The organism is Inquilinus sp. Marseille-Q2685 (genome assembly GCF_916619195.1).
Lineage (GTDB): Bacteria > Pseudomonadota > Alphaproteobacteria > DSM-16000 > Inquilinaceae > Inquilinus.
The window spans coordinates 1,522,917-1,545,574 of record NZ_CAKAKL010000002.1; the positions used below are offsets into that span (position 1 = coordinate 1,522,917).

Here is a 22,658-nt window from a genome sequence, read left to right on the forward strand (position 1 = left end):
GATGCATCATCAAGATCTCTCGCACCATCCCGCTTCATGGACAGCACGACGACCGAGAAACTCCACCCTGTGCCCGGCCTGGTCGCGATCGACCACGAGAATCTCGGCGACATCGTCTACGGCAAGTTGAGCGCGGCGCTGATGGAGGGGGCGCTGCGGCCGGGGCACCGGCTGCGGATCCGCGACCTGGCGCAGCAGATGGGCACCAGCGTCACCCCGGTGCGCGACGCCATCCTGCGGCTGGTGCAGGAGCAGGTGCTGACCCTGCGCAGCCTGCGCGACATCCGCGTGCCGTCCCTGACGCTGGAGCAGTATCTCGAGATCCGCGACATCCGGATCGAGCTGGAGGGGCTGGCGGCGGAGCGGGCCGCGGCGCGGGCGGCGCCGAAGGACCTGAAGCTGCTGGAGCGGCTGATCCGCCAGAACGAGACGGCGATCCGCAGGGGCGACACCGCCGCAGCCATCGCGTTGAACGAGCAGTTCCACCTGGCGCTGCCGGCGATCGCCGGGCTGCCGACCCTGGCCGGCATTCTGAAGCCGCTGTGGATGCGGATGGGACCGCTGATCTCCGAGCTCTACGAGGCCGGCGGCCGGTCGATGATCGAGCATCACTATCCGGTCCTAGAGGCGATCCGCGCCGGCGACGGCCCGGCCGCGCGGCAGGCGATCGCGCAGGACATCCTGAAGGGCGGCGAGGTCATCCTGCAGCGCAAGCTGCTGGAGGCTTCGTCTCACGACCAGTAGGGCGGTTTCCCGTCCTCGACCAGCACCAGCGCCGCCTGCCACCCCTTCTCGCAATGCTCCAGCGTGGCGCCGCGGCGGAACTGCTCGGCGGTGTGCAGGCGCACCTCCTCCGGCGGCAGCACCAGCTCCGCCCCGCCGGCCAGGGCCTGGATCTGCGCCTGGCAGGCGCGCTCCAGGTAGTAGATCTGGTTGAACGCCTCCGGGATCGTCCGCCCGGCCACCAGCAGCCCGTGGTTGCGCAGGATCATCGCCTGATTGTCGCCGAGGTCGCGCACCAGCCGCTCGCGCTCGTCGAGGTCGAGGGCGATGCCCTCATAGCCGTGATAGGCCAGCCGGCCGTAGAACTTCAGCGCGTGCTGGCTGATCGGCAGCAGGCCGTGCTTCTGCGCCGAGACGGCGATGCCGGCGGCGGTGTGGGTGTGGACGACACAGACCAGATCGTGCCGGGCGGCGTGGATCGCCGAATGGATGGTGAAGCCGGCGGCGTTCACCTCCTGGTCCATTGCGGCGTCGGCGCCGCCAACCACCCGGCCGTCGAGGTCGATCTTGACCAGGTCGCTGGCGCGCATGCGGTCGAACAGCACGCCGTAGCGGTTGATCAGGAAGTGGTCCTCCGGCCCCGGCACCCGCGCGCTGATGTGGGTGTAGATCAGGTCGGTCATCCGGAAATGCGCGACCAGCCGGTACAGCGCCGCCAAGTCGCAGCGCGTCCTCCACTCCGCCTCGCTCATGCCGGCCGGCACCGTGCCCATGCGTCCGTCCATCCGGGCCTCCTCTCAATAGCCTCGTTCGCGTTCGACCAGCCCGATCAGCGGCTGTCCCTCGACGGTGCGACGCCAGTTCTCCGCCGCCTGGCGGGCGATGTCGCGCCGGTCGGTGCGCGACGCCATGTGCGGCGTCACCACCACCGCCGGATGCCGCCAGGCGGGATGGTCCGGCGGCAGCGGCTCGATCTCGAAGACATCGAGCACGGCGCCGCGCAGATGCCCCTCGTCGAGCAGGCCGAGCAGGTCGTCCAGCACCAGCTGCTCGCCGCGACCGACATTGACGACGGCGGCACCCGGCTTCAGCCGCGACAGCACCGTGCGATCGAACAGGTACCGCGTCTCCGTCGTCAGCGGCAGGATCGACACCACCACGTCGCAGGCCTCGATGCAGGGCACCAGCCCCTCCGGCCCGGCGAAGCAGTCCATGCCCTCAACCTGCTTCGGGCCGCGCGACCAGCCGCGCACCCGGTAGCCGAGGTCGCGCAGGGCCGCGGCGACGCCGAGGCCGATCGCGCCGAGCCCGAGCACCCCGACCGTCCACTCGCCGGCCGGGACCGGCGCCCGCGCCTCCCACAGCCGCTGCTCGCGCTGGCGGGCGGCGAGGTCGAAGTCGCGGTGGAAGTACAGCACCGACCACAGGACGTATTCGCGGATCCCGGCGGCCATGGCGCCGTCGATCATCCGGCACAGCGGCCGGTCGGGCAGGTCCGGGTCGGCGGTGATGTGGTCGACCCCGGCCCCGATCGAATGGATCAGCCGAAGCCGCGGCATCCCGGCCAGCACGCCCGCCTGCGGCCGCCAGCAGATCGCCATCTCCACCGCCTGCGGGTCGGCATCCGGCCACAGCCGGACATCGGCACCCGGCAGCGCGTCACGCATCGGCTCGACCAGATAGCCGAGGTCGAGCGTGCTGGAGAGCAGCAGGACGGTCGGTGCACTCACGCCGCCGGCTCCATCGCCAGGGCCGGCGGCGTCCAGTGCCGGCCGGGGATGCTGTCCAGCAGCTCGCGCGTGTAGTCATGCGTCGGGGCGGCGAAGACCGCCGCGGTCTCGCCCTGCTCCACGATCTCGCCGCGACGCATCACCGCGATCCGGTCGCAGATCTGGGCCGCGACGCGCAGGTCGTGGGTGATGAACAGCATCGACAGGCCGAGGCGCCTGCGCAGGTCGCGCAGCAGGTCCAGCACCTGGGCCTGGACCGAGACGTCGAGGGCCGAGACCGGCTCGTCCGCGATCAGCAGCTCCGGCTTCATCGCCAGCGCCCGGGCGATGCCGATGCGCTGGCGCTGGCCGCCGGAGAACTCGTGGGGGTAGCGGCCGGCGGCGGCGCGATCCAGCCGCACGAGGTCGAGCAGTTCCAGCGCCTCCGCCTCGGCCTGGGCCCGCGGGACGCCATGGGCGATCGGCCCCTCGGTGATGATCTCGCCCACCCGCCGCCGCGGGTTGAGCGAGGCGAAGGGGTCCTGGAACACCATCTGGATGCGCTTGCGGTAGGGAAGCCAGCCGGACCGCGACAGCGGGCGCAGGTCGGCGCCGTCGAAGACGATGCGGCCGTCGTCCGGGCGCACCAGCCGGACCAGCGTGCGCGCCAGGGTCGACTTGCCCGAGCCGCTCTCGCCGACCAGGCCGAGCGTCTCGCCGCGCCGGATCTCGATGGTGGCGCCGTCGATCGCCTTCGTCGCCGGCCGCCGGAACAGGCCGTGCGAGCGGTAGGTCTTGCGGATGTCCCGTGCCGCGACCAGGACGTCCGATCCGACGGCGGCGCCGTCCGGCGCCCGACCCTCGAAGCGGGGCACGGCGCGGATCAGGGCGCGAGTGTAGGGGTGGGCCGGCGCGTTCAGCACCTCCTGCGCCGCCCCGGTCTCGACGATGCGGCCGTGCTGCATCACCGCGACCCGGTCGGCGATCTCGGCCACCACGCCGAAGTCATGGGTGATGAAGATCACGCCCATGCCGCGCCGGCGCTGGATCGACCGGATCAGGCGCAGGATCTGCATCTGGGTGGTGACGTCGAGCGCCGTGGTCGGCTCGTCCGCCACCAGCATCGCCGGCTCCAGCGCCAGGGCCATGGCGATCATCACCCGCTGGCGCTGCCCGCCGGACAACTGGTGCGGGTAGGAGCGGGCGATCCGTGCCGGGTCGGGCAGGCCGACCGCCGCGATCAGCTCGGTCACGCGGTTGCCGGGGTGCACCCCGTGCACCTGCAGCACCTCGGCGATCTGGTCGGCAACCCGCATCAGCGGGTTCAGCGCCGTCATCGGCTCCTGGAAGATCATGCCGATGCGGGCGCCGCGCAGGGCGCGCATCTCCTCCGGCTTCAGCGCCAGCAGGTCCCGCCCCTCGAACAGGATGCGGCCCGACCGGACCGGCAGCTGCTTCGGCAAAAGGCCGGTGACCGCGGCGGTCGAGACCGACTTGCCCGACCCGCTCTCGCCGACGATGCACAGGATCTCGCCGGCCTCCAGGGTCAGCGAGATGTCGGAGACGGCGTTCGGCCGGTCGCCGCCCGGCGGCAGGGCCACGGTGAGGCCGGTGATCTCGAGCAGGCTCATCGCCGGGTCCTCGCCAGGCGCGGGTTCAGGGCATCGCTGAGCCCCTCCCCCACCAGGTTGAGCGACAGCACGGTCAGGAAGATCGCGACGCCGGGGAAGACGCTCATCCACCAAGCCAGGCGGATGACGCTGCGGCCGCTGCCGATCATGAAGCCCCAGGACATCAGGTTCGGGTCGCCGAGGCCGAGAAAGGACAGCGAGGATTCGAGCAGGATCGCGGTCGCCACCATCAGGCTGGCCAGCACCACCACCGAGGAGGCGACGTTCGGCAGGATCTCGCGCAGGATGATGGCGGCGTGCGACCGGCCCAGCACCTCCGCCGCCTGGACGAATTCGCGGCTGCGCAGCGACAGGCATTCGGCCCTGACGACGCGCGCCACCGGCGGCCAGGAGACCACGGCGATCGCGATGACGATCGACCCCAGGCTGGGTGTCAGGATCGCGACCACGACGATGGCCAGGACGAAGCCGGGCACGGTCTGGAAGATCTCGGTGAAGCGCATGATCAGGTCGTCGACCCGCCCGCCGGCATAGCCGGCCAGCGCGCCGAGCAGCACGCCGATGCCGACCGCCGCCAGGGTCGAGACCACGCCGATCAGCATCGAGACCGAGGCGCCGTAGGCGATGCCGGCCGCCACGTCCCGTCCCAGCGAGTCGGTGCCGAGCAGGAACTGCTCCTCGCCAGGCGGGGTGAAGGGCGCGCCCTGCATGTCCCATGGCGAGAACGGGAACAGCACCGGCGCCAGCGCGGCGAGGAGGCCGAGCGCGAGGAGGAAGAGGAGGCCGATGACGGCGCCCTTGTTGCGCAGGAAGGCCCGGGCGAACGCCATCACACCGCCTCCACCCGCGGATCGATCACGAGGTACAAGAGGTCGGTCACCAGGTTGAACAGCACCACCAGCACCGAGGTGCAGAGGAAGACGCCGAGCAGCAGCTGGTAGTCGCGGGCCATCAGCGCGTCGAAGGCCAGCCGGCCGATGCCGGGCCAGGCGAAGACGGTCTCGACCAGCACGGCGCCGCCGACCAGCTGCCCCGCCTGAATGCCGGCCAGGGTGACGATCGGCAGGAGGGCGTTGCGCAGCACGTGCCGGCGCAGGATCCGCCCTTCCGGCACGCCTTTGGCGCGGGCGGTGCGGATATGGTCCTGGTCCGCCACCTCCAGCATCGAGGCGCGGGTCATGCGGGCATAGACGGCCATGTAGAACAGGCCGAGCGTCACCGCCGGCAGGGTCAGGTACCATAGCGTGTCGAGCACCGCGGCGAGCCCGGTCAGGTCGGCGCCGACGGTCTCGCTGCCGAAGCTGGGCAGCCAGTTCAGCCAGACGCTGAACACCAGCACCAGCATCAGCCCGACCCAGAAGATCGGGGTGGCGTAGAAGCACAGGGCGACGACGGTGACCATGCTGTCGAGCCAGCGCCCGGCATGGCGCGCCGCCACCACCCCCGCGACCACCCCGGCCAGCAGCGCCAGGAGGAAGGCGGTGCCGGTCAGCAGCAGCGTGGCCGGCAGCCGCTCCAGGATCAGCGAGGCGACGCTGCGCTGCTGCGGATAGGAGAAACCGAGATCGAGCTGCGCCACATGGCCGAGATAGATGCCGAGCTGGGTGATCAGCGGCTTGTCCAGGCCGAATTGCTGGCGCAGCTGGTCGACCAGCTGCTGGTCCGCCGCCCCGGACTGGCCGGCAATGACGCTGGCCGGGTCGCCGGGCGCGGCATGGATCAGCAGGAAGCTGACCACCGCGACCGCCAGCACGACCAGCACCATCTTGACCAGGCGCCGGCCGAGCAGGAGCAGGAGGCGCGCCATCGTCAGGCGATGAAGACGTCGTCGAAACAGGCGTGCACGCCGGTTCCGGTGGTGATCAGGTTGTTCACCCGCCGGTCGTGGATGGTCGGGAAGCTCATCTCCATCAACCAGACCACCGGCACCTCCTGGGTCAGGATCTTCTGCACCTCGTAGAAGGCCTTCTTCCGCTCCTCGGGATCGCCGGACAGGCGGGCAGTCTCGAACAGCTTGTCGACCGCCGGGTTGGAGTAGCCTTCGGTGTTGGCGAAGGTCACCTTCTTGATGTTGCTGCTGACATAGGTGCGCTCGACCCCCAGCGTCGGGTCGCCGTACTGGTAGACGAAGTTGATCGCGGTCTCGTAGTCCCAGTCGCCGACGCGCTTGGCCCAGCTGCCGGCGTCGGTCGTCTCCAGCACCACCTGGATGCCGATCTTGCCGAGCGACGCCCGGACATATTCCGACAGGCGCGACCAGATCTCGCCATAGGGGATGGCGAGGTGCTTGATGGTGAAGCGGACGCCGTTGGCGTCGGGCTTCAGCCCGGCGTCGTCCAGCAGCTTCGCCGCCGCCTCGAGGTCGTAGGCCTGCAGCTTCGCGTCGGGATCGTGGTAGCGGGTGGCCGAAGCGACCGGGCTGGTCGCCGGCTTGCCGACGCCGAACCACAGCCGCTTGACGATGAAGTCGCGGTCGAGCGCGTGGCTGATCGCCTGGCGCACGCGGACGTCGTCCAGCGGCTTCACCCGGTTGTTGAGCTCGAGCCACATCAGCGGCGCGAAGTATTCCCAGCCCCTTGTCTCGACCATCAGCGTCGGCAGCTGCTGGAACCGCGGCACGTCGAACGGCTCGATGTCGTTGAACTGGGTCATCTGGACCTGGCCGGTCTCCAGCGCCAGCGCCCGGCTCTGGCTGTCCGGCACGATCCGGTAGATCAGCTGATCGAGATAGGGCTGCCCCGGCTTCCAGTAGCCGGCGAACTTCTTCAGCCGGATGAAGCTGCCGCGCTGCCAGGCGTCGAAGGCGAAGGGCCCGGTGCCGACCGGGTGCTGGTTCGCCGGGTTGTTGCGGTAGTCGGTGCCGTCGTAGAGGTGCTTCGGCACGATCGCGCAGGTGGTCACGTCGAACATCAGGAGGAACGGCTCGAACGGTGAATCGAGCGTCAGCTTCACCGTGTTCGGGTCCGGCGCCTCCGCCGCCTTGATCTTCGAGAACACGCCGCGGGCCCGGGGCGCCAGCTCCATGTGGAACTTCATGATCGAGAAGATCACGTCGTCGGCCGTCATCGGCTTGCCGTCGTGGAACGACACGTTCGGCTGCAGATGGAAGGTGTAGGTCAGCTTGTCGTCCGACAGCTCCCAGCTCTTCGCCAGCGCCGGCTGGGGCGTCAGGTCGGGGGCGTAGCTGATCAGCCCCTGATAAATCTTGCTGGAGACGATCAGGGTCGGACCCTGATTGTTCACGCCCGGCACCAGCAGCGGCGGCTCCGGCGTGATCACGGTGGTGAGCGTGCCGCCGGCCTTGGGCGCCACGCCCTGCGCCCGGGCCTCGGCGAGGCTGAGGAGCGTGACCGCCCCGGCGGTGGCGAGCAGATGCCGCCGTGTCAAGCCATGGATGTCCATTCTTCGATCGCCTCCCCTGCTGCTGGCCGGCTGCCGCCGCGGACCGCGGCGGCTTCCACGGATGGCGGGTCAGGTCCCGTCATCCATGATCAAGCTCTGCAAGTCTCGTGCCATTGGCGCATCATGTTTGATGCATCATAATTCCGTGGTCAAGGCCTGCGGCGACACCCCGGCCGAAGACCGCCGGGGATCAATCGGGAAGCGCATTGCCCAGAATTTGATCATTCCGCGCGGTCAGCGCGGCAGCGGGACCGAGCCGGCCCTTCGATCGCGAAACCTCGATTTCCGCCAATAGCGGCAGCCGCACCCCGCGCCAGACTGCCTGCGTTTCCTTCATCAGGTCGTCAGTCATGGCACGCTCCTTCTATCACGAGAATCCGGACCACCTTACCCTCGAGACCGAGGTGGTCGACGCCCGTCCCGGCCGGGTGCTGCTGGCCCGGTCTCCCTTCTATCCCGGTGGCGGCGGGCAGCTGCCGGACCGCGGCACGCTGCGCTGGCAGGGCGGCGAGGTCGCGGTCGCCGGCTTCGAACCCGCCGGCGGCAAGGTCTGGCACCTGCTGGACGATCCCACGGTCGAGATGGCCGGCCCGGTCGAGGCCGCGGTCGACCCCGACTTCCGCCGGATGATGCGCGAGCTGCACACCGGCACGCATATCCTGAACGCGCTGGTCTTCCGGCACTTCGACGGCGCGCTCGTCACCGGGGCTCAGCTGGGCGCCGACGGGACGGCCCGGCTCGACTTCGACCTGCCCGATGCCGACAACGACCGCCTGCGCGCGCTCGAGCCCGAGATCAACGACCTCATCCGCCAGGATCTCGCCGTGCGCGACGACTATGTGCCGCTGGCCGAGGCCCACAACACGCGGGGGCTGATCCGCTCGAAATCCGTGACGCCGCCGCCGACGGCGGACGGGCTGATCCGCATCGTCGACATCGCCGGGCTCGACCGTCAGGCCTGCGGCGGAACGCATCTGGCCTCCACCGGCCGGTCCGGGCCGATCCGGATCCTCAAGGTCGACAACAAGGGCCGTCACAACCGGCGCATCCGCATCGGCCTCGCCGAGGCGGCGTCCTGACCGTCCGGCGAACCGCGCTAGGCGGCCAGGCGCAGCAGGGCGGCGAGCAGGACCCGGGTGCCGGCCACGGCGTGCTCCGGTTCGACATGCTCCGCCTCGTTGTGGCTGATGCCGCCGCGGCAGGGCACAAAGATCATGCCGGACGGGCAGATCCCGGCGATGAACTGGGCGTCGTGGAAGGCGCCGGAGACCAGGCGCCGCTCCGGAAAGCCGCACTCCCGCACCGCCTCGGCGCAGAGCCCGGTGATCCGGTCGGGAAAGCGCCGGCCGGGGATGGTCAGGAGCGGCCGGATCACCGCCCGGCAGGGCGCGGCGCGTTCGGCGACGATGCTCCGGACTGCAGTCTCCAGCGCGTCGAGCCGGTCCTCCTCCGGATGCCTCAGGTCGATCGAGAACGTTGCCTCGGCCGGGATGGTGTTGACCGAGCCGGGGTGCAGGGCGAAGCGGCCGATGGTGAAGCGGGTGCGGTCCTCCGGATCGGCCAGGGCCGCGCGCAGTTCGGCGATGATCCGCTGCGCCGCGACGAAGGCGTCCTTGCGGAACGCCTCCGGCGTGGTGCCGGCGTGGCCGGCCTCGCCCGACACCGTCACCTCGAGCCAGCGGGCGCCCTGGATGCCGGTGACGATGCCGACCGGGATGCCCTCCGCCTCCAGCACCGGCCCCTGCTCGATATGCAGCTCGAGATAGGCGGCGAGCGGCGCGCCAAGCGGCCGCGGTTCCGCCTCCGGCGTGGCGGCCAGCGCCGCCGGCAGGGCGTCGGCGACGGCGATGCCCTCGGCGTCGCGGCTGGCCAGCAGCTCGGCCAGCGGCCGGGCGCCGCTATAGGCCATCGAGCCCATGGCGCCCGGGGCGAAGCGGCTGCCCTCCTCATTGGTCCAGGCTACCACCTCGACCGGCGGGCGGTGGATGAGGCCGGCATCGTCGATCGCCTCCAGGCATTCCAGCGCCGCCATCACGCCGAGCGCGCCGTCATAGCGCCCGCCGCGCGGCTGGCTGTCGAGATGGCTGCCGGCGACGACCGGCGGCAGCGACGGGTCGGTGCCCTCGCGCCGCAGGAACAGGTTGCCGATCGGATCGACGAAGCTGCGGAAGCCGCGCCCCGCGGCGATATCGAGGACATAGCGCCGGGCCGCGATCTCCGGCTGCGACAGGGCCTGGCGGTCGACGCCGCCGGCCGGGGTGGCGCCGAAGGCGGCGAGCTCGTCCAGCCGCCGCAGCAGCCGCGCGGGGGCGATCTCGGGGACCATCGCCGCCCTCACCGGTCGATGCCGGCGATGAAGCGGCGCACCCGCTCCGGATCGACCGGGTTCCACCACACCCCATCCCGCTTCAGCGCGCTGGCGACGATCACCGCGTCGACGACGCCGAGGATGGCGTTGACGTTCTCCGGCGTCACGCCGCTGCCGACCAGCGAGGGCAGCGTGGTGGCGCCGGCGATGGTACGGATGTAGTCGAGATCGGCGGCGTGGCCGGTGCGCTGGCCGGTGGCGATCACCGCGTCGGCGTCGAAGAACTCCACGTCGCGCGCCAGCTCCTCCACCGGGCGGTCGCCGGTGATGGCGTGGGCGCCGTGCTTGACATGCGCGTCGGCGAAGACGCGGATGCCGTCGGCCCGCAGCCGGGCGCGGTAGCGCAGGGCCCGCGCCGCCTCGCCCTCGACGAAGCCCTCATTGGCGACATAGGCGTTGGCCCACTGGTTTACCCGCACGAAGGCCGCCTGAGCGGCGCAGGCGACAGCGAAGGCAGGGATGGCGGCGTTGGCCAGCACATTGATGCCGATCGGCTTGCCGAGCTGCCGCTGGATGCGGTCGGCGATCACCGCCATGTGCGACGCCGTCTCCGGCCCGATGTCGTCCGGCTTGGCGAAGGGGATGTCGCCGTGGTTCTCGACGATCAGCCCGTCGCAGCCGCCGGCCAGATAGGCCTCGGCGTCGGCCATGGCGCGGTCATAGATGGCATCGACCCCGCCGCCGCGATACTGCGGCGCGCCGGGCAGGGCCAGCAGATGGACGACGCCGATCACCGCCTTGCTTCGGCCGAAGATGTCGCGGATGGCGTGGCCCCGGGTCTCGGCCACCGCTTTGGTCTCGGTCATCGCTCGGCCCCTCCTCGGGCCAGGGATGCGGGCAGGATCGCGTCGATCTCCGCCCGGCTCGGAAATGAAGACAGGACGCCCGGCCGGGCGACGCCGAGGGCGGCGGCGCGGATCGCGGCGGGCAGTGCCGCTTCGATCGCCACGCCGCGGTCGAGCAGCCCGGCCAGCACGCCGCAGAGCAGGTCGCCAGCGCCGGCGGTGTCGACAGCCGTGACGGCAGGCGCGGGAAAACCCTGCCGGCCATCGGCCGTCACCAGCGAGGCGCCGGCCGCGCCGAGGGTCACAACGACCGCCGACGCGCCGCGGCGCAGCAGGGCCTGCGCCGACCGGTGCGGGTCGGCATCGCCGCCCAGCCGGCAGGCTTCGCCGCGGTTGACCACCAGCAGGTCGGTCAGCGGCAGGACGGCGGCGTAGGAATCCCGGATCGGGGACGGGTTCAGCACGGTTCCGACGCCGCGGCCGCGGGCCAGGGCGAAGCACTCGCGCACCGCGGAGATCCGCAGATTGCCCTGCATCAGCAGCAGGTCGCCGGCCTCGAGCGCGCGGTCCAGATCGGTGCCCAGCGGCGGGGCGAAGCGGTCGGCGCAGCCGGTGACGCTGACAATGGTGTTCTCGCCGGCGGCGTCGACCTGAATCATCGACCGGTCGGTCGGACAATCCAGCCGGACCAGCCCGGCGGCGTCGATCCCCTCCGCCGCCAGCCTCTCCGCCACCGCCTCGCCCGGCCGGTCGGGGCCGATGGCGGCGAACAGGTGGACCCGCGCTCCCGCGCGCGCCGCCGCGACCGCCTGGTTCAGCCCCTTGCCGCCCAGATCCTCCGCCATGCCGTCGGCGACCATCGTCTCCCCCGGCTCCGGGAAGCGCTGCAGCCGGTAGAGCGTGTCGAGACAGGCATTGCCGACGACATGGACGGTCATCGAGATCCCATGGGTCTGCTCCAGCGGCGCGGTCCCCCCTCACCCTCCCGTCGCTGTCGCGCCGGGCCCCTCCCTCTCCCCGAGGAGAGGGAAACGGGCCGCGCTTCACCTCTCCTTGGGGAGAGGTCGAAATCGCGCAGCGATTTCGGGTGAGGGGGCGTCACCGGCGTCTCCGCATCGATCCGCCTCACGCCTTCCCGATCGTCCAGGCGAGGGCCTGGGACCACAGGCGGCCATAGCCGTCCCAGGCCGCGAATTCCGGCGGCAGCCAGTGCGGGCCGATGTCGGAGGTCCAGGCCAGGGTGCGGCCCTGGCCGTACTCCCCGACCACCAGCAGCGGCAGGTCGCCGTACTCCGCGCCGACCGTGGCCAGCACCTGCGCGCCCGGCTTCGGCTTCACCTCGTTGAAGCCGAGCAGCGCCGGCCAGGGGCCCGGAAGCCCGGCCAGGATCGGGTGGTCGGCGACGGTCTTCGGATCGAAACCCTCCGGCACCTCGACCCGGTCGTCGACCGGCAGGATCTCGACCGGCAGCACCTCCTCCACCGCGGTCTTGTGGAAGCGGGCGCCGCCATTGATGCCCTGGAAGCTGTAATAGCCGCCGAACATCAGAAGGCCGCCGCCGCCGCGGACATAGTCGCGCAGCAGCTTCAGCCGGTTCGGCGTGCGCCGGCTGTGCACCCAGGTGTCGGGATGCAGCAGCAGCGTGTTGGCGCCGATGTCGGACAGGATCACCGCGTCATAGGCCTGCAGCCCCTCGATCGACTGCGGGAAGTCGCGTTGCGCCAGATGCGCCGGCATGTAGTGGATGTCGAAAGGCGAGTCCTTCAGCGCCTCCAGCAGCGGCTCGGCGCCCTGGTGGTAGGTCACGGTCGGGAACTGGTCGAACCCCTTGATGTGGGTTGCGGTCGAGACCCAGGATTCGCCCGCCAGCAGGATCTTGTGCTTCGCCATAAGTCAGGCCTTGGTGTTGTGGGCGGCGGAGAAGACCCGCCGCGGATTGTCGATGAGCAGCCGGTCGATCGTCGCGCGATCGACGCCGTGCCGGCGCAGCCTGGGCACGAAATGCTTGAGGATGTAGCCGTAGCCGAAGCCGCCATAGCGGGTCAGCATCATCTTCAGGAACACGTCCTGCGACAGCAGCAGCCGGTCTTCATGGCCGGATTCGATCAGGCTGACGATCGCCCGGGCGTTCTGCTCGTCGCTCGGCGACTGCGCCTTCTGGTCGGCGTAGTAGTAGTCCATGCCGATCATGTCGTATTCCAGGAAGGCGCCGCGGCCGGCCAGCGCCTTCTGGTACGACAAGTCGCCGTGGCTCGGGTTCATGTGGCACAGCACGGTGTGCCGCAGATCCGCCCCCTCCTCCTCGATCACGTCCAGCACGCGATGGGCCAGCCGCTCCCACCCCGGCAGGTGGATCGACAGCGGCACGCCGGTGCGGCGAGCGGCGCGGGCGGCGCCGCGCAGCGACTTCTCTTCCTGCGCCGTGAAGTCCTTGCTGATGCCGATCTCGCCGATCAGCCCGGCCTGGATCACCGGCCCGTCATCATCCTCGGCCGGCGGCGCCCCGCCGACGTCGCGCACGATCTTGTCGGCGATGGCGTCGACCTCCATCGTCCGCACCTCCTCCGGGTGCGAATGCTGCAGGTAGTAGCCCGAGCCCATGACGATGTTGAGGCCGGTGCGGCGGCTGATGCGCTGCAGCGCCTCCGGGTCTCGGCCGATGCCGAAGCAGGTCGGGTCGACCACGGTGGCGCCGCCCAGCTCGGCGAACTTGCCCAGCTCCTCCACCGCCAGGTCGACATCGAGCAGGAAGCAGTTGTCCCGGTTCAGGAACGGGTTCATCCGCAGCTCACCGAGCATGGTGATGTCGATCGGCTTCTCGGCCAGGGCGATGTGGCTGGCGCAGCACGGCCGCCGCCACCAGCCGGAGGTGTCGAGCAGGATGTGCTCGTGCATCAGGGTCACGCCCATGTCGTCGACCGGGATCGGCCCCAGCACGGTCATGACCTGGCCGGAGCGCACGCCGATGGTGTCTGTCGTGGTCATGGTGGGGCCTCAGCGGCGGGACGTGGTCCGGAAGATCCGGAAGTTGAGCCAGATCGCGATCAGGATGATCACGCCGGTGATGATGGGCGTCAGGAACGGCGACATATGCGCCAGGATCAGGCCGTTGCCGATCACCGCGACGGTCAGGGCGCCCAGCACGGTGCCGACCATGGTGCCGCGGCCGCCGAACAGGCTGGTGCCGCCCAGCACCACCGCGGCGATGACGTCGAGCTCGAACCCCGCCCCGGAATTGGCCGAGCCGCTGCCCAGCCGCGCCGCGATCACCACCGCTGCCAGCGCCGCGGCGGCGCCGGACAGGACGTAGACCAGGAGCGTCACCCGCCGGATGTTCACGCCGGCGCGGCGCACCGCCTCGGCATTGGCGCCGATGCCGGTGACGTAGCGGCCGAAGCGGGTCTGGGTGAAGATCACGACGCCGAGCGCCAGCACCGCGACCGCGATGATCGCCGGCAGCGGCAGCCCCGCCACCCAGCCGCGGCCGATGGTGACGAAGGCGCTGGTCGGCTCGATCGGGATCGAATAGCCCTGGGTGATCAGCAGCGCGACGCCGCGGATGATGCCGAGCCCGGCCAGGGTGACGATGAAGGCCGGGATGCCCTCATAGGCGATGAAGAAGCCCTGCACCGCGCCGATGGCTGCGCCCAGAAGGACCAGGCCGATGAGCGCCACCGGCCAGGGCACCCCGGCCTGCAGCAGCACCGCCGACAGGGCGCCGACCAGGCCGAGCATGGAGCCGACCGACAGGTCGATGCCGCCGGTGGTGATGACGAAGGTCATCGCCGTGGCGACGATCAGCAGCGGCGCGCTCTGGCGCAGGATGTTCAGGATGTTGGCCTCGGTCAGGAAGCTGTCCGTGACCAGGCCGAACAGGATGCAGACGGCCAGGAAGAAGATGAAGATGCTGGCGACGCCGCCGTTCGCCATCACCTGGTGGCGCAGCCCCGGCGGCCGGTCGGCCTTCGCCGGGGCGGCATGGTCCTCGGTCATCGCAGTGCTCCCCGCGGCGCTCATGCCCGCGCCTCCGCGCCCGCGCCGCCGCCCATTCGGGCCGAGCGGGCGGTGAACTTCCGGCCGACGATCAGGTCGACCACCTCCTCGATATTGGTGTCCGCGATATTCCGCTCGGCGATGGCGCGGCCCTCGTACATCACCTGGATCCGGTCGCAGACCAGGAACAGGTCCTGCAGCCGATGGGTGATCAGGATGACGCTGACGCCGCGGGCGCTGACCGTGCGGATCAGCTCCAGCACCGCCTCGACCTCGGCGACGGCCAGCGCCGCCGTCGGCTCGTCCATGATCAGGACCTTCGGATCGAAGGAGGCGGCGCGGCCGATGGCGATGCTTTGGCGCTGGCCGCCCGACAGGTTCTCGACCTTCAGCCAGGTGTTCGGGATGCGGATGCCGAGCCCGTCCAGCATCCGCCGCGCCTCGGCGTGCATCCGCCCCTTGTCAAGGAAGGACAGGCCGAAGGCGCCGCGCCGCGGCTCCCGCCCCAGGAAGAGGTTGCCGGCGACGTCGACCGTGTCGCACAGCGACAGGTCCTGATAGACCATCTCGACGCGGTGCCGGCGGGCATCGGCCGGGCTTTCGAACCGCACCGGGGCACCGTCGATCTCGATCGTGCCGGCGTCGGGGATCACGGCGCCGGACAGCACCTTGCTCAGCGTCGACTTGCCGGCGCCGTTATCGCCGACCAGCCCCAGCACCTCGCCGCGGCGCAGGGTCAGGTCGACATTGTCGAGCGTCTGGATCGCGCCGTAGCGCTTGCAGATGCCGCTCATGCGGACGCGGACAGGTTCGTCCAACAGTCCCTCCATCGCTTGATCACTCGACAGCGGTTCTCCCCCTCACCCTCCCGTCGCCTTCGGCGCCGGGCCCCTCCCTCTCCCCGAGGAGAGGGAATGTTCACCTCTCCTTGGGGAGAGGTCGAAATCGCGCAGCGATTTCGGGTGAGGGGGGCGAGCCGCCCTGGGTTACTTGAACAGGCTGCGGAACTGGTCGACGTTGGCCTTGGTGACGATGGTCACAGGCACGTTGATGATCGCCGGCACGGTCTCGCCCTTCTTCAGCTTCAGCAGCGTCTCGACCGCGACCTTGCCTTCCGTGGCCGGGTCCTGCTGCACCACGGCGGCGACCCAGCCGGCGTCGATGCCTTCCATCGCCTGGGCGGTCAGGTCCCAGCCGAACACCTTGATGTCGCCGGTGCGGCCCTGGCTGGTGACGGCGGAGACGGCGCCGATCAGCGCCGGCTCGCCGGTGGCGTAGAGCGCGGTCATGTCCGGGTTGGCGGTCATCAGGTTCTCCGACGCCGTCAACGCCACGTCCTGGACGTTCTGGCCGTCGACCGTGTCGACGATATCGACCTTCACGCCCGAGGCCGACAGCGCCTTCTTGAACCCGTCCAGCCGCTGGTTCTGGATGAAGGAGTTCAGCGCGCCGATGACGCCCAGCTTGGCGCTGCCGCCCATGTTCTGCTTCACGTAATCGGCGACATGCTTGCCGATCTCCTCGCCGGCCTTGAGATTGTCGACGCCGACGAAGGCGGCGTTGTCGCCGTCCGGGATCTGCGCGTCGACCGCGACCACCGGGATGCCGGCCTGCTTGGCCGCGGTGATCGCCGGCTTCACGCCGTTGACGTCGATCGCCACCAGGACGATGCCGTCGACCTTCTGGGTGATGTAGTTCTCGATCGCGTCGTTCTGGGCGCTGGGCACGTTGTTGGCGTTGAAGATCACCAGCTTGGCGCCGGCGGCGTCGGCCGCCTTCTGCGCGCCCTCGTTGATCTGGTTGAAGAACAGGGCCTGCTGATTGATCGTCACCAGCGCGATCATCTCGGCCTGCGCCTGGGCGGCGCCGGCCAGCATCGCCGCGCCGGTCAGCGCCGCGGCAAGGGAGACCTTGGTCGGAAATGTCGGTCGCGTCATGAAGCTCTCCTCTGTCTGCAGTGTCGTTGTCGCGTTTCGTCCCTGACGGCAGGCGTCGCGATCAGCCTGCCTTCTTGGCCCTGCCCGGCGGCGGCCCGACGGATCGGCGGACCACCAGCTGGGTGGGCAGGCGCTGGGTCGGCGGCGGCTCCTCGCCCCGGATCTGCGCGAGCAGCGTGCGGATGCCGAGCCGGCCGAGCGCCTCGATCGGCTGGCGCACGGTCGTGATCGGCGGGCTGAGGAGGTCCGCGAAAGGCATGTCGTCGAAGCTGGCGAGGGACAGGTCGCCCGGCACCGACAGGCCCTGGGCCGCCAGCTCCTGCAGCACCCCGACGGCGATGTAGTCGCTGCCGGTGAACACGGCGGTCGGCCGGCCGTTGGCGAGGATCGCCCGGGTCGCCTCGCATCCGAAATCGCGCTCATAGGCGCCGAACCGGACCAGGCCGTCCTCGACCGCCAGCCCGGCCTCGGCCATAGCCCGGGCGAAGCCGGCGAAGCGCTCGCGAGAGCTCAGCAGCTGCTCCGGCCCGCCGATATGGGCGATGCGGCGGTGCCCGGCCGCGATCAGATGGCGGGTGGCGTCATAGGCGCCGGCTTCGTTCTCGACGAAGATCCGCGTCACCCTGGCGCCCGGCACGTCCTCGTCGAGCACGACCACGTCGGTGCGCCCGTCGATCAGGTCCCGCAGGCGGCCGTCGTCGACCCGGTTGGTCAGGACCAGCAGGCCGTCGACATGGCGCGCCGCCAGCCGGTCGATGCTGGCGGCCTCCATCTCCAGGTCTCCGCCGGTGCTGCTCAAGAGGATCGAGAAGCCCTCACGCCGCGCCTCGTCCTCGGCCGCCGCGGCCAGCGCGGCGAAGAACGGGTTGGCGATCTCCGGCGTGACCAGGCCGATGGTCTCGGAGCTGCCGAGGCTGAGGCGCTTGGCCAGCAGGTTCGGGCGATATCCCAGCCGCTTCGACGCCGCATCGATCCGCCCGGCGGTCTCCGCCGGCAGCTCGATGTTCCCGTTCAGGTAGCGCGAGACCGTGGCCGGTGAAACCCCCGCCTCCCGCGCGACGTCGCGAATGGTCGCCATTGTGCCTCCGAGACTCAGCCTAGCGTCAGAAACCGGTTTAGTAAACCGGTTTCTGATCGGAAGCACCGCTCGATTTTATGATCTCTCAATGTGAAATTTCAGATTCATCTTGTGAGATGTCACGTACAATGACACGCTGCGGGCATGTATGATCATGCCTCGCCTTTCGCCCACGCCCTCCCGCCCGGCGCCGAGCCAAAGGCCGCTTTCGCGCTGAAGCGGCTGCGCCGGGCCGTGATCGAGTGCGAGCTCCGGCCGGATGCCGAGTGCTCGGAGCCGGAGCTCGCCACGCGCTTCGGCCTGGGCCGCGCCGCCGTCCGCACGGCCCTCACCACCCTCGCGGGCGAAGGGCTGGTCGCCGTCGAGCCGCGCCGCGGCTGGCGGGTGGCACCGGTCACCGGGGCGCTGATCGGCGACGTGATCCGCGCCCGCAAGGCGGTCGAGCCCGGCCTGGCCGAGATCCGGCTGCCGCCGGATGCCGCCGCCCGGCTGACGGCGCTGACCCGCATGAGCACCGCGCTGCAGGGGCGCGAGGACCATCAGGCGCTGGTCACGCTGCGCAGCGCCGACCGCCAGATCCTGGACCAGCTGGCGGCCCGGTCCGGCGGGCTGGTCGGCCGCTGGCTGGACCAGGCCTGGAACCAGGCGGACCGGATCGCGGCCTTCTTCGACCTCGCCGGACGGCACCACCGGCCGGTCGGACGGGAGCCACTGATCGCGGCGCTGGCCGCCGGCGACGCCGAGGCGGCGCGGCGGGAGATCGCGGCCGCGATATCAGCCTTCCAGGATTTCGCGACCGAGGCCCTGTTCGCCCTGCCCTCGCCCCTCGACGTGGCGGAGACGGACGGCGACAGGCGACGTCGGCGACAAACCGGACCGGCGATGGCGCGCGCGGCGCGCCCGCGCCGGCCGTCACAACAGGGGGACATCACATGACGCGGATCAGGACCATATGGCTCGGCGCGGCGCTCGGGGCCGTGATGCTGGCGACGGCCCCGGCCATGGCCAAGGACCGTCTCACCATCGATCTGGTGAACGAGCCCTCTTCGCTGGACCCGCAGCAGCAATGGAACCCGGACAGCTACTACGTCTACCGCAACGTCTTCGACAACCTGGTCACCCGCGACGACAAGGGCGACATCGTCCCGCAGGTCGCGACCTCCTGGAAATACCTCTCGGACACCGAGATCGAGTTCCAGATCCGCGACGACATCACCTTCCATGACGGGCAGAAGCTGACGGCGGAGGACGTCGCCTACAGCATCCGCCGCATCACCGACCCGAAATTCGCCAGCCCGCAGCTGGGCCAGTTCAACAAGATCACCGGCGCCGAGGCGACCGGCCCGACCACGGTCCGCATCAAGACCGACGGTCCCTATCCCGCCCTGCTGGCCCAGCTGGTGAAGCTGTCGATCGTGCCGAAGCATGTGGTCGAGGCGGTGGGCAACGAGGCCTTCAACCAGAAACCCGTCGGCAGCGGGCCGTACAGGTTCGACAGCTGGCAGCGCGGCGTCGCCGTCACCCTGACCCGCAACGACGCCTATTGGGGCACCAAGGGCCCGTTCCAGACCGCGGTGTTCCGCGCCGTGCCCGACGCCGCCACCCGCGTGGCCGACCTGCAGGCCGGCACCGCCGATCTCGTCGTCACCTTGGACAGCGACCTCGCGGCCCAGATCCAGGGATCGGACAAGGTGAAACCGCTGGTGGTGCTGACCGAGCGCGTCGCCTATCTGCGGCTGAACCCGCTGATCCCGCCCTTCGACAACCTCAAGCTGCGCCAGGCCGTGGCCTATGCCATCGACAAGCAGGGGCTGACCGAAGGCATCCTGGGCGGCTACGACAAGCCGGTGGCGGAGCTGCTGACCCCCGCCCATGTCGGCTGGACCGAAGGCATCGAGGGCTTCCCCTACGATCCGGAGAAGGCCAAGGCGCTGGTCGCCGAGGCCGGCGACGCGGCGAAGGTGGAGGCCGAGCTGTCGACCGCGCCGGTCTACGACCAGCGCATCGTCCAGGCCGTGCAGCAGCAGCTGACCGAGGTCGGCATCAACGTGAAGATCACGATGACCGACATGGCCAGCTATCTGAAGCGGTCGCAGGGCAAGCCGCAGGAGGGCGCGAGCATCACCTTCGGCCGCTGGTCCTGCGCCTGCCAGGATGCCGACGGCGTGCTGTTCCCGCTGCTGCACAGCAGCAGCGGCTGGTCGAACTACCGCAACGCCGAGGTCGACAAGCTGCTGGTCGAGGCCCGCTCGACCCTGGACCAGGCCGTCCGCCTCGACCGCTATGCCAAGGTCAACGAGATCGTCGCCGGCGACGTGCCGGTGGTGCCGCTGTACCAGGCCGCCATCATCTACGGCGCCGCGAAGCAGCTGAACTGGCAGCCGACCCCGAATGAGAGCCTGTTCCTGAACCGCATGTCCTGGTCGGAATAAGGAGGATCGGGAGGCATGACCGCCTTCCTGCTCCGCCGCCTGGGCCAGGCGCTGCTGACGATCTTCGGCGTCGCCACGCTGATCTTCTTCCTGCAGCGCCTGACCGGCGACCCGACCTATCTGCTGGTGCCGGACACCGCGACCCAGGCCGACATCGAGACGCTGCGCCACGCGCTGGGCTTCGACCGGCCGCTCTGGGTGCAGTACCTGTCCTTTCTGGGCGAGATCGCGCGCTTCGACCTCGGCAAGTCGGTGGTGCAGAACGTGCCTGTCGCGGACATCATCGCCTCGCGCCTGCCCTACACCCTGGCGCTGGCGGCGGGGGCGCTGCTGGTCGCCTGCGGCCTCGGCATCCCGGTCGGGGTGGCGCTGGCGCTGGGACGGGACCGCTGGGTGGCCCGGATGCTGGCCGGGCTGGTGCTGGCGGCGCAGAGCATGCCGACCTTCTGGAGCGGCATCCTGATGATCCTGGTCTTTGCCGTCACGCTCGGGTGGCTGCCGCCCTCCTCCACCGGCGGGATCGACCATCTGGTGATGCCGTCGGTGGCGCTGGGCCTGCTGAGCATGGCGACCTTCGCCCGGGTGACGCGGACGGCCCTGCTGGAGGAGCTGTCGAAGGATTATGTCCGCACCGCCCGGGCCCGCGGCGCCGCCACCGGGCGCCTGCTGCTGCGCCACCTGGCCCGCAACGCCTCGATCCCGGTGATCACGGTGGCCGGTCTCGAGATCTCAAACCTCCTGGCCGGGGCGGTGATCGTCGAGACGGTCTTCGCTTGGCCCGGGCTGGGGCAGCTGACGGTACAATCGATCCTGGCGCGCGACTTCCCGATCGTGCAGGGGGTGGTGCTGCTGGGGTCCTTCGTCACCGTCGCTCTCAACCTGCTGACCGACCTGCTGTACAGCGCCGTCGACCCGCGCATCCGGCTGGGGAGCGCAAGATGAGCGCCGCGGTCGACATAACCCCGGCCCCGGCCACCCGCCGGCCGCTGCGGCGCGCCCTGCCCTTCATCGTCCTGCTGGCGCTGTTCGCCGTGGCCGCGGTGCTGGCGCCGCTGGTCGCGCCCTACGACCCGAACGCACAGAACCTGCTGGGCCGGCTGAAGCCGCCCGGCACCGTCGCCCGCAACGTCCACTACCTCTTGGGCAGCGACGAGCTCGGCCGCGACCTGCTGAGCCGCCTGGTCTGGGGCGCCCGGATCTCGCTGCTGGTCGCGGTGCTGTCGGTGCTGATCTCCGGCGTCGTCGGCACCGTGCTCGGCATGCTCGCGGGCTATCTGCGCGGGCCGGTCGAGATCGTGGTGATGCGGGTGGTCGACGTGTTCCTGTCCGTGCCCGCCATCCTGCTGGCGATCATCACCGTCGCCGTGGTCGGCCCCGGCCTGCTGAACGTCATCCTGGTGCTGGCCCTGACGCGCTGGCCGCGCTACGCCCGCGTCGCCTACGGCCAGACGCTGGCGATCGCCGGCCGGCCCTATGTCCGGCTGTCCGCCTTCATGGGCGCCGGGCCGTTCCGCGTGCTGTTCCGCCACATCCTGCCGAACATCCTGGGCGCCGTGACCGTGGTCGCGACGCTGGAGTTCGGGCTGATGGTGCTGTTCGAGGCCGGGCTGTCCTTCCTCGGCCTCGGCGTGCAGCCGCCGACCGCGAGCTGGGGCGCGATGCTGTCGACCGGCCGCAACTACGTCGCCACCGCATGGTGGATCGCCACCTTCCCCGGCCTCTGCCTGTTCCTCCTGGTGCTCGCCGCCAACCTGATCGGCGACGCACTGCGCGACCGTCTCGACCCCCACAGCCGATGAGGACCCCCATGAACATCCCCAGCGATCTGAACGGCAAGCGCGTGGTGGTGACCGGCGCCTGCGGCGTGGTGGGCAGCTGGATCGCCGCTGCCTTCGCCGAGGCCGGCGCCCGCCTGTGCCTGACCGACACATCCCAGGAGGATCTCGACCGCCTGGTCCTGAACCTCAAGGGCGACCGCTTCGCCCATGCGGCCGACCTACGGAAGGACGCCGCGATCGACGACCTGGCCGCCGAGATCGGCCGGCGCTGGGGCACGGCGGACATCCTGGTCAACAATGCCGGCGTCTATCCCAGCGGCTTCCTGCTCGACATCGACGTCGACGAATGGGACCGGATCTTCGACGTCAACCTGCGCGCGCCCTTCCTGCTGACCCGCGCCCTGGCCAGGCAGATGATCGCCGCCAAGGTTCCGGGGAGCGTCATCAACATCTCCTCCGGCGCATCGCGCAAGATGCGGCGGACCGTGGTGCCTTATTGCGTGTCCAAGGCCGCGCTGGACCGGCTGACCAAGGGCTTCGCGCTGGAGCTGGCGGAATTCGGCATCCGGGTCAACGCGGTCGAGCCCGGCTTCATCGCCGGCAGCAAGGTCAGCCTGCTGACCCAGGAGCACGTGGAGGCCACCAGCGGGTCGATCCCGCTCGGCCGCCCCTCCTCCGCCGCCGATGTCGGCAACGCCGTCCTGTTCCTGGCCAGCGACGCCGCCGCCTACATGACCGGGTCGACCATGACGGTCGACGGCGGCAACTCGATCGGATCGATGGCCGTGTACCAGGCCAAGAAGTCGCCGCTGTAGGAGGAAC

At 70.4% G+C, this 22,658-nt stretch carries 23 protein-coding genes; 7 read left to right on the plus strand and 16 right to left on the minus strand.

The window, feature by feature from the left end:
- Positions 1 to 36 precede the first annotated feature (36 nt).
- Complete coding sequence (locus LG391_RS16320; RefSeq protein WP_225769053.1) at positions 37 to 744, plus strand: GntR family transcriptional regulator; 708 nt, start codon at positions 37 to 39, stop codon at positions 742 to 744.
- Here LG391_RS16320 and LG391_RS16325 read toward each other — a convergent pair.
- From LG391_RS16325 to LG391_RS16355, 7 genes are all read right to left on the minus strand, one after another.
- A complete protein-coding gene (locus LG391_RS16325) occupies positions 732 to 1,508 on the minus strand; it encodes a class II aldolase/adducin family protein (protein WP_225769054.1) in 777 nt (258 codons plus the stop codon). The two genes, LG391_RS16320 and LG391_RS16325, sit on opposite strands and share 13 nt — an antisense overlap.
- Before the next feature lie 12 nt (positions 1,509 to 1,520).
- Complete coding sequence (locus tag LG391_RS16330) at positions 1,521 to 2,453, minus strand: glyoxylate/hydroxypyruvate reductase A (protein ID WP_225769055.1); 933 nt, start codon at positions 2,451 to 2,453, stop codon at positions 1,521 to 1,523.
- Positions 2,450 to 4,063: an ABC transporter ATP-binding protein gene (locus tag LG391_RS16335; RefSeq protein ID WP_225769056.1), complete on the minus strand. Its 1,614-nt coding sequence runs from the start codon at positions 4,061 to 4,063 to the stop codon at positions 2,450 to 2,452. Before LG391_RS16335 ends, LG391_RS16330 begins: the two co-directional genes overlap by 4 nt.
- A complete protein-coding gene (locus tag LG391_RS16340; RefSeq protein WP_225769057.1) occupies positions 4,060 to 4,893 on the minus strand; it encodes an ABC transporter permease in 834 nt (277 codons plus the stop codon). The genes LG391_RS16335 and LG391_RS16340 overlap by 4 nt, the downstream gene beginning before the upstream one ends.
- On the minus strand, positions 4,893 to 5,870 hold the full coding sequence (locus LG391_RS16345) for an ABC transporter permease (protein WP_225769058.1): 978 nt from the start codon (positions 5,868 to 5,870) through the stop codon (positions 4,893 to 4,895). Before LG391_RS16345 ends, LG391_RS16340 begins: the two co-directional genes overlap by 1 nt.
- A 2-nt stretch (positions 5,871 to 5,872) precedes the next feature.
- The gene (locus LG391_RS16350) at positions 5,873 to 7,465 is read right to left on the minus strand and encodes an ABC transporter substrate-binding protein (RefSeq protein WP_225769059.1); all 1,593 of its coding nucleotides are present in this window, start codon (positions 7,463 to 7,465) and stop codon (positions 5,873 to 5,875) included.
- 190 nt (positions 7,466 to 7,655) lie between these two features.
- The gene (locus tag LG391_RS16355) at positions 7,656 to 7,817 is read right to left on the minus strand and encodes a hypothetical protein (protein ID WP_225769060.1); all 162 of its coding nucleotides are present in this window, start codon (positions 7,815 to 7,817) and stop codon (positions 7,656 to 7,658) included.
- On the opposite strand from LG391_RS16355, the gene LG391_RS16360 reads away from it, so the two are divergent.
- Positions 7,816 to 8,544: an alanyl-tRNA editing protein gene (locus LG391_RS16360; protein WP_225769061.1), complete on the plus strand. Its 729-nt coding sequence runs from the start codon at positions 7,816 to 7,818 to the stop codon at positions 8,542 to 8,544. The genes LG391_RS16355 and LG391_RS16360 overlap by 2 nt on opposite strands.
- Before the next feature lie 17 nt (positions 8,545 to 8,561).
- On the opposite strand, the gene LG391_RS16365 is transcribed toward LG391_RS16360, so the two are convergent.
- The 9 genes from LG391_RS16365 to LG391_RS16405 form a co-directional block, all read right to left on the minus strand.
- Positions 8,562 to 9,791: a M20 family metallo-hydrolase gene (locus LG391_RS16365; RefSeq protein WP_225769062.1), complete on the minus strand. Its 1,230-nt coding sequence runs from the start codon at positions 9,789 to 9,791 to the stop codon at positions 8,562 to 8,564.
- An 8-nt stretch (positions 9,792 to 9,799) separates the two neighbouring features.
- Positions 9,800 to 10,639 carry a BtpA/SgcQ family protein gene (locus LG391_RS16370; RefSeq protein WP_225769063.1) on the minus strand — a complete coding sequence of 280 codons (840 nt, stop codon included), beginning with the start codon at positions 10,637 to 10,639 and terminating at the stop codon, positions 9,800 to 9,802.
- Positions 10,636 to 11,556: a PfkB family carbohydrate kinase gene (locus tag LG391_RS16375; protein ID WP_225769064.1), complete on the minus strand. Its 921-nt coding sequence runs from the start codon at positions 11,554 to 11,556 to the stop codon at positions 10,636 to 10,638. Before LG391_RS16375 ends, LG391_RS16370 begins: the two co-directional genes overlap by 4 nt.
- A 187-nt stretch (positions 11,557 to 11,743) precedes the next feature.
- Complete coding sequence (locus tag LG391_RS16380; RefSeq protein ID WP_225769065.1) at positions 11,744 to 12,508, minus strand: glutamine amidotransferase; 765 nt, start codon at positions 12,506 to 12,508, stop codon at positions 11,744 to 11,746.
- Positions 12,509 to 12,511: 3 nt separating this feature from the next.
- The gene (locus tag LG391_RS16385) at positions 12,512 to 13,603 is read right to left on the minus strand and encodes a phosphotriesterase (protein WP_225769066.1); all 1,092 of its coding nucleotides are present in this window, start codon (positions 13,601 to 13,603) and stop codon (positions 12,512 to 12,514) included.
- A 9-nt stretch (positions 13,604 to 13,612) separates the two neighbouring features.
- Positions 13,613 to 14,611 (minus strand): ABC transporter permease, encoded by a 999-nt coding sequence (locus LG391_RS16390; protein ID WP_225769067.1) that lies wholly within the window; start codon positions 14,609 to 14,611, stop codon positions 13,613 to 13,615.
- 20 nt (positions 14,612 to 14,631) lie between these two features.
- A complete protein-coding gene (locus LG391_RS16395; protein WP_225769068.1) occupies positions 14,632 to 15,429 on the minus strand; it encodes an ATP-binding cassette domain-containing protein in 798 nt (265 codons plus the stop codon).
- Positions 15,430 to 15,597: 168 nt separating this feature from the next.
- On the minus strand, positions 15,598 to 16,548 hold the full coding sequence (locus LG391_RS16400; protein ID WP_225769069.1) for a substrate-binding domain-containing protein: 951 nt from the start codon (positions 16,546 to 16,548) through the stop codon (positions 15,598 to 15,600).
- 61 nt (positions 16,549 to 16,609) lie between these two features.
- Positions 16,610 to 17,692, minus strand: a complete 1,083-nt coding sequence (locus LG391_RS16405; RefSeq protein ID WP_225769070.1) for a LacI family DNA-binding transcriptional regulator — start codon at positions 17,690 to 17,692, stop codon at positions 16,610 to 16,612.
- Positions 17,693 to 17,770: 78 nt separating this feature from the next.
- On the opposite strand from LG391_RS16405, the gene LG391_RS16410 reads away from it, so the two are divergent.
- The 5 genes from LG391_RS16410 to LG391_RS16430 are packed head-to-tail and all read left to right on the plus strand — an operon-like array spanning position 17,771 to position 22,651.
- Positions 17,771 to 18,562 carry a GntR family transcriptional regulator gene (locus tag LG391_RS16410; RefSeq protein WP_225769071.1) on the plus strand — a complete coding sequence of 264 codons (792 nt, stop codon included), beginning with the start codon at positions 17,771 to 17,773 and terminating at the stop codon, positions 18,560 to 18,562.
- Entirely contained in the window at positions 18,559 to 20,058 is a 1,500-nt protein-coding gene (locus LG391_RS16415; protein WP_225769072.1) for an ABC transporter substrate-binding protein, read from the plus strand. Before LG391_RS16410 ends, LG391_RS16415 begins: the two co-directional genes overlap by 4 nt.
- 15 nt (positions 20,059 to 20,073) lie before the next feature.
- Positions 20,074 to 21,000 carry an ABC transporter permease gene (locus LG391_RS16420; protein ID WP_225769073.1) on the plus strand — a complete coding sequence of 309 codons (927 nt, stop codon included), beginning with the start codon at positions 20,074 to 20,076 and terminating at the stop codon, positions 20,998 to 21,000.
- Positions 20,997 to 21,857: an ABC transporter permease gene (locus tag LG391_RS16425; RefSeq protein ID WP_225769074.1), complete on the plus strand. Its 861-nt coding sequence runs from the start codon at positions 20,997 to 20,999 to the stop codon at positions 21,855 to 21,857. The genes LG391_RS16420 and LG391_RS16425 overlap by 4 nt, the downstream gene beginning before the upstream one ends.
- A gap of 8 nt (positions 21,858 to 21,865) precedes the next feature.
- On the plus strand, positions 21,866 to 22,651 hold the full coding sequence (locus LG391_RS16430) for an SDR family NAD(P)-dependent oxidoreductase (RefSeq protein ID WP_225769075.1): 786 nt from the start codon (positions 21,866 to 21,868) through the stop codon (positions 22,649 to 22,651).
- Positions 22,652 to 22,658: the final 7 nt, after the last annotated feature.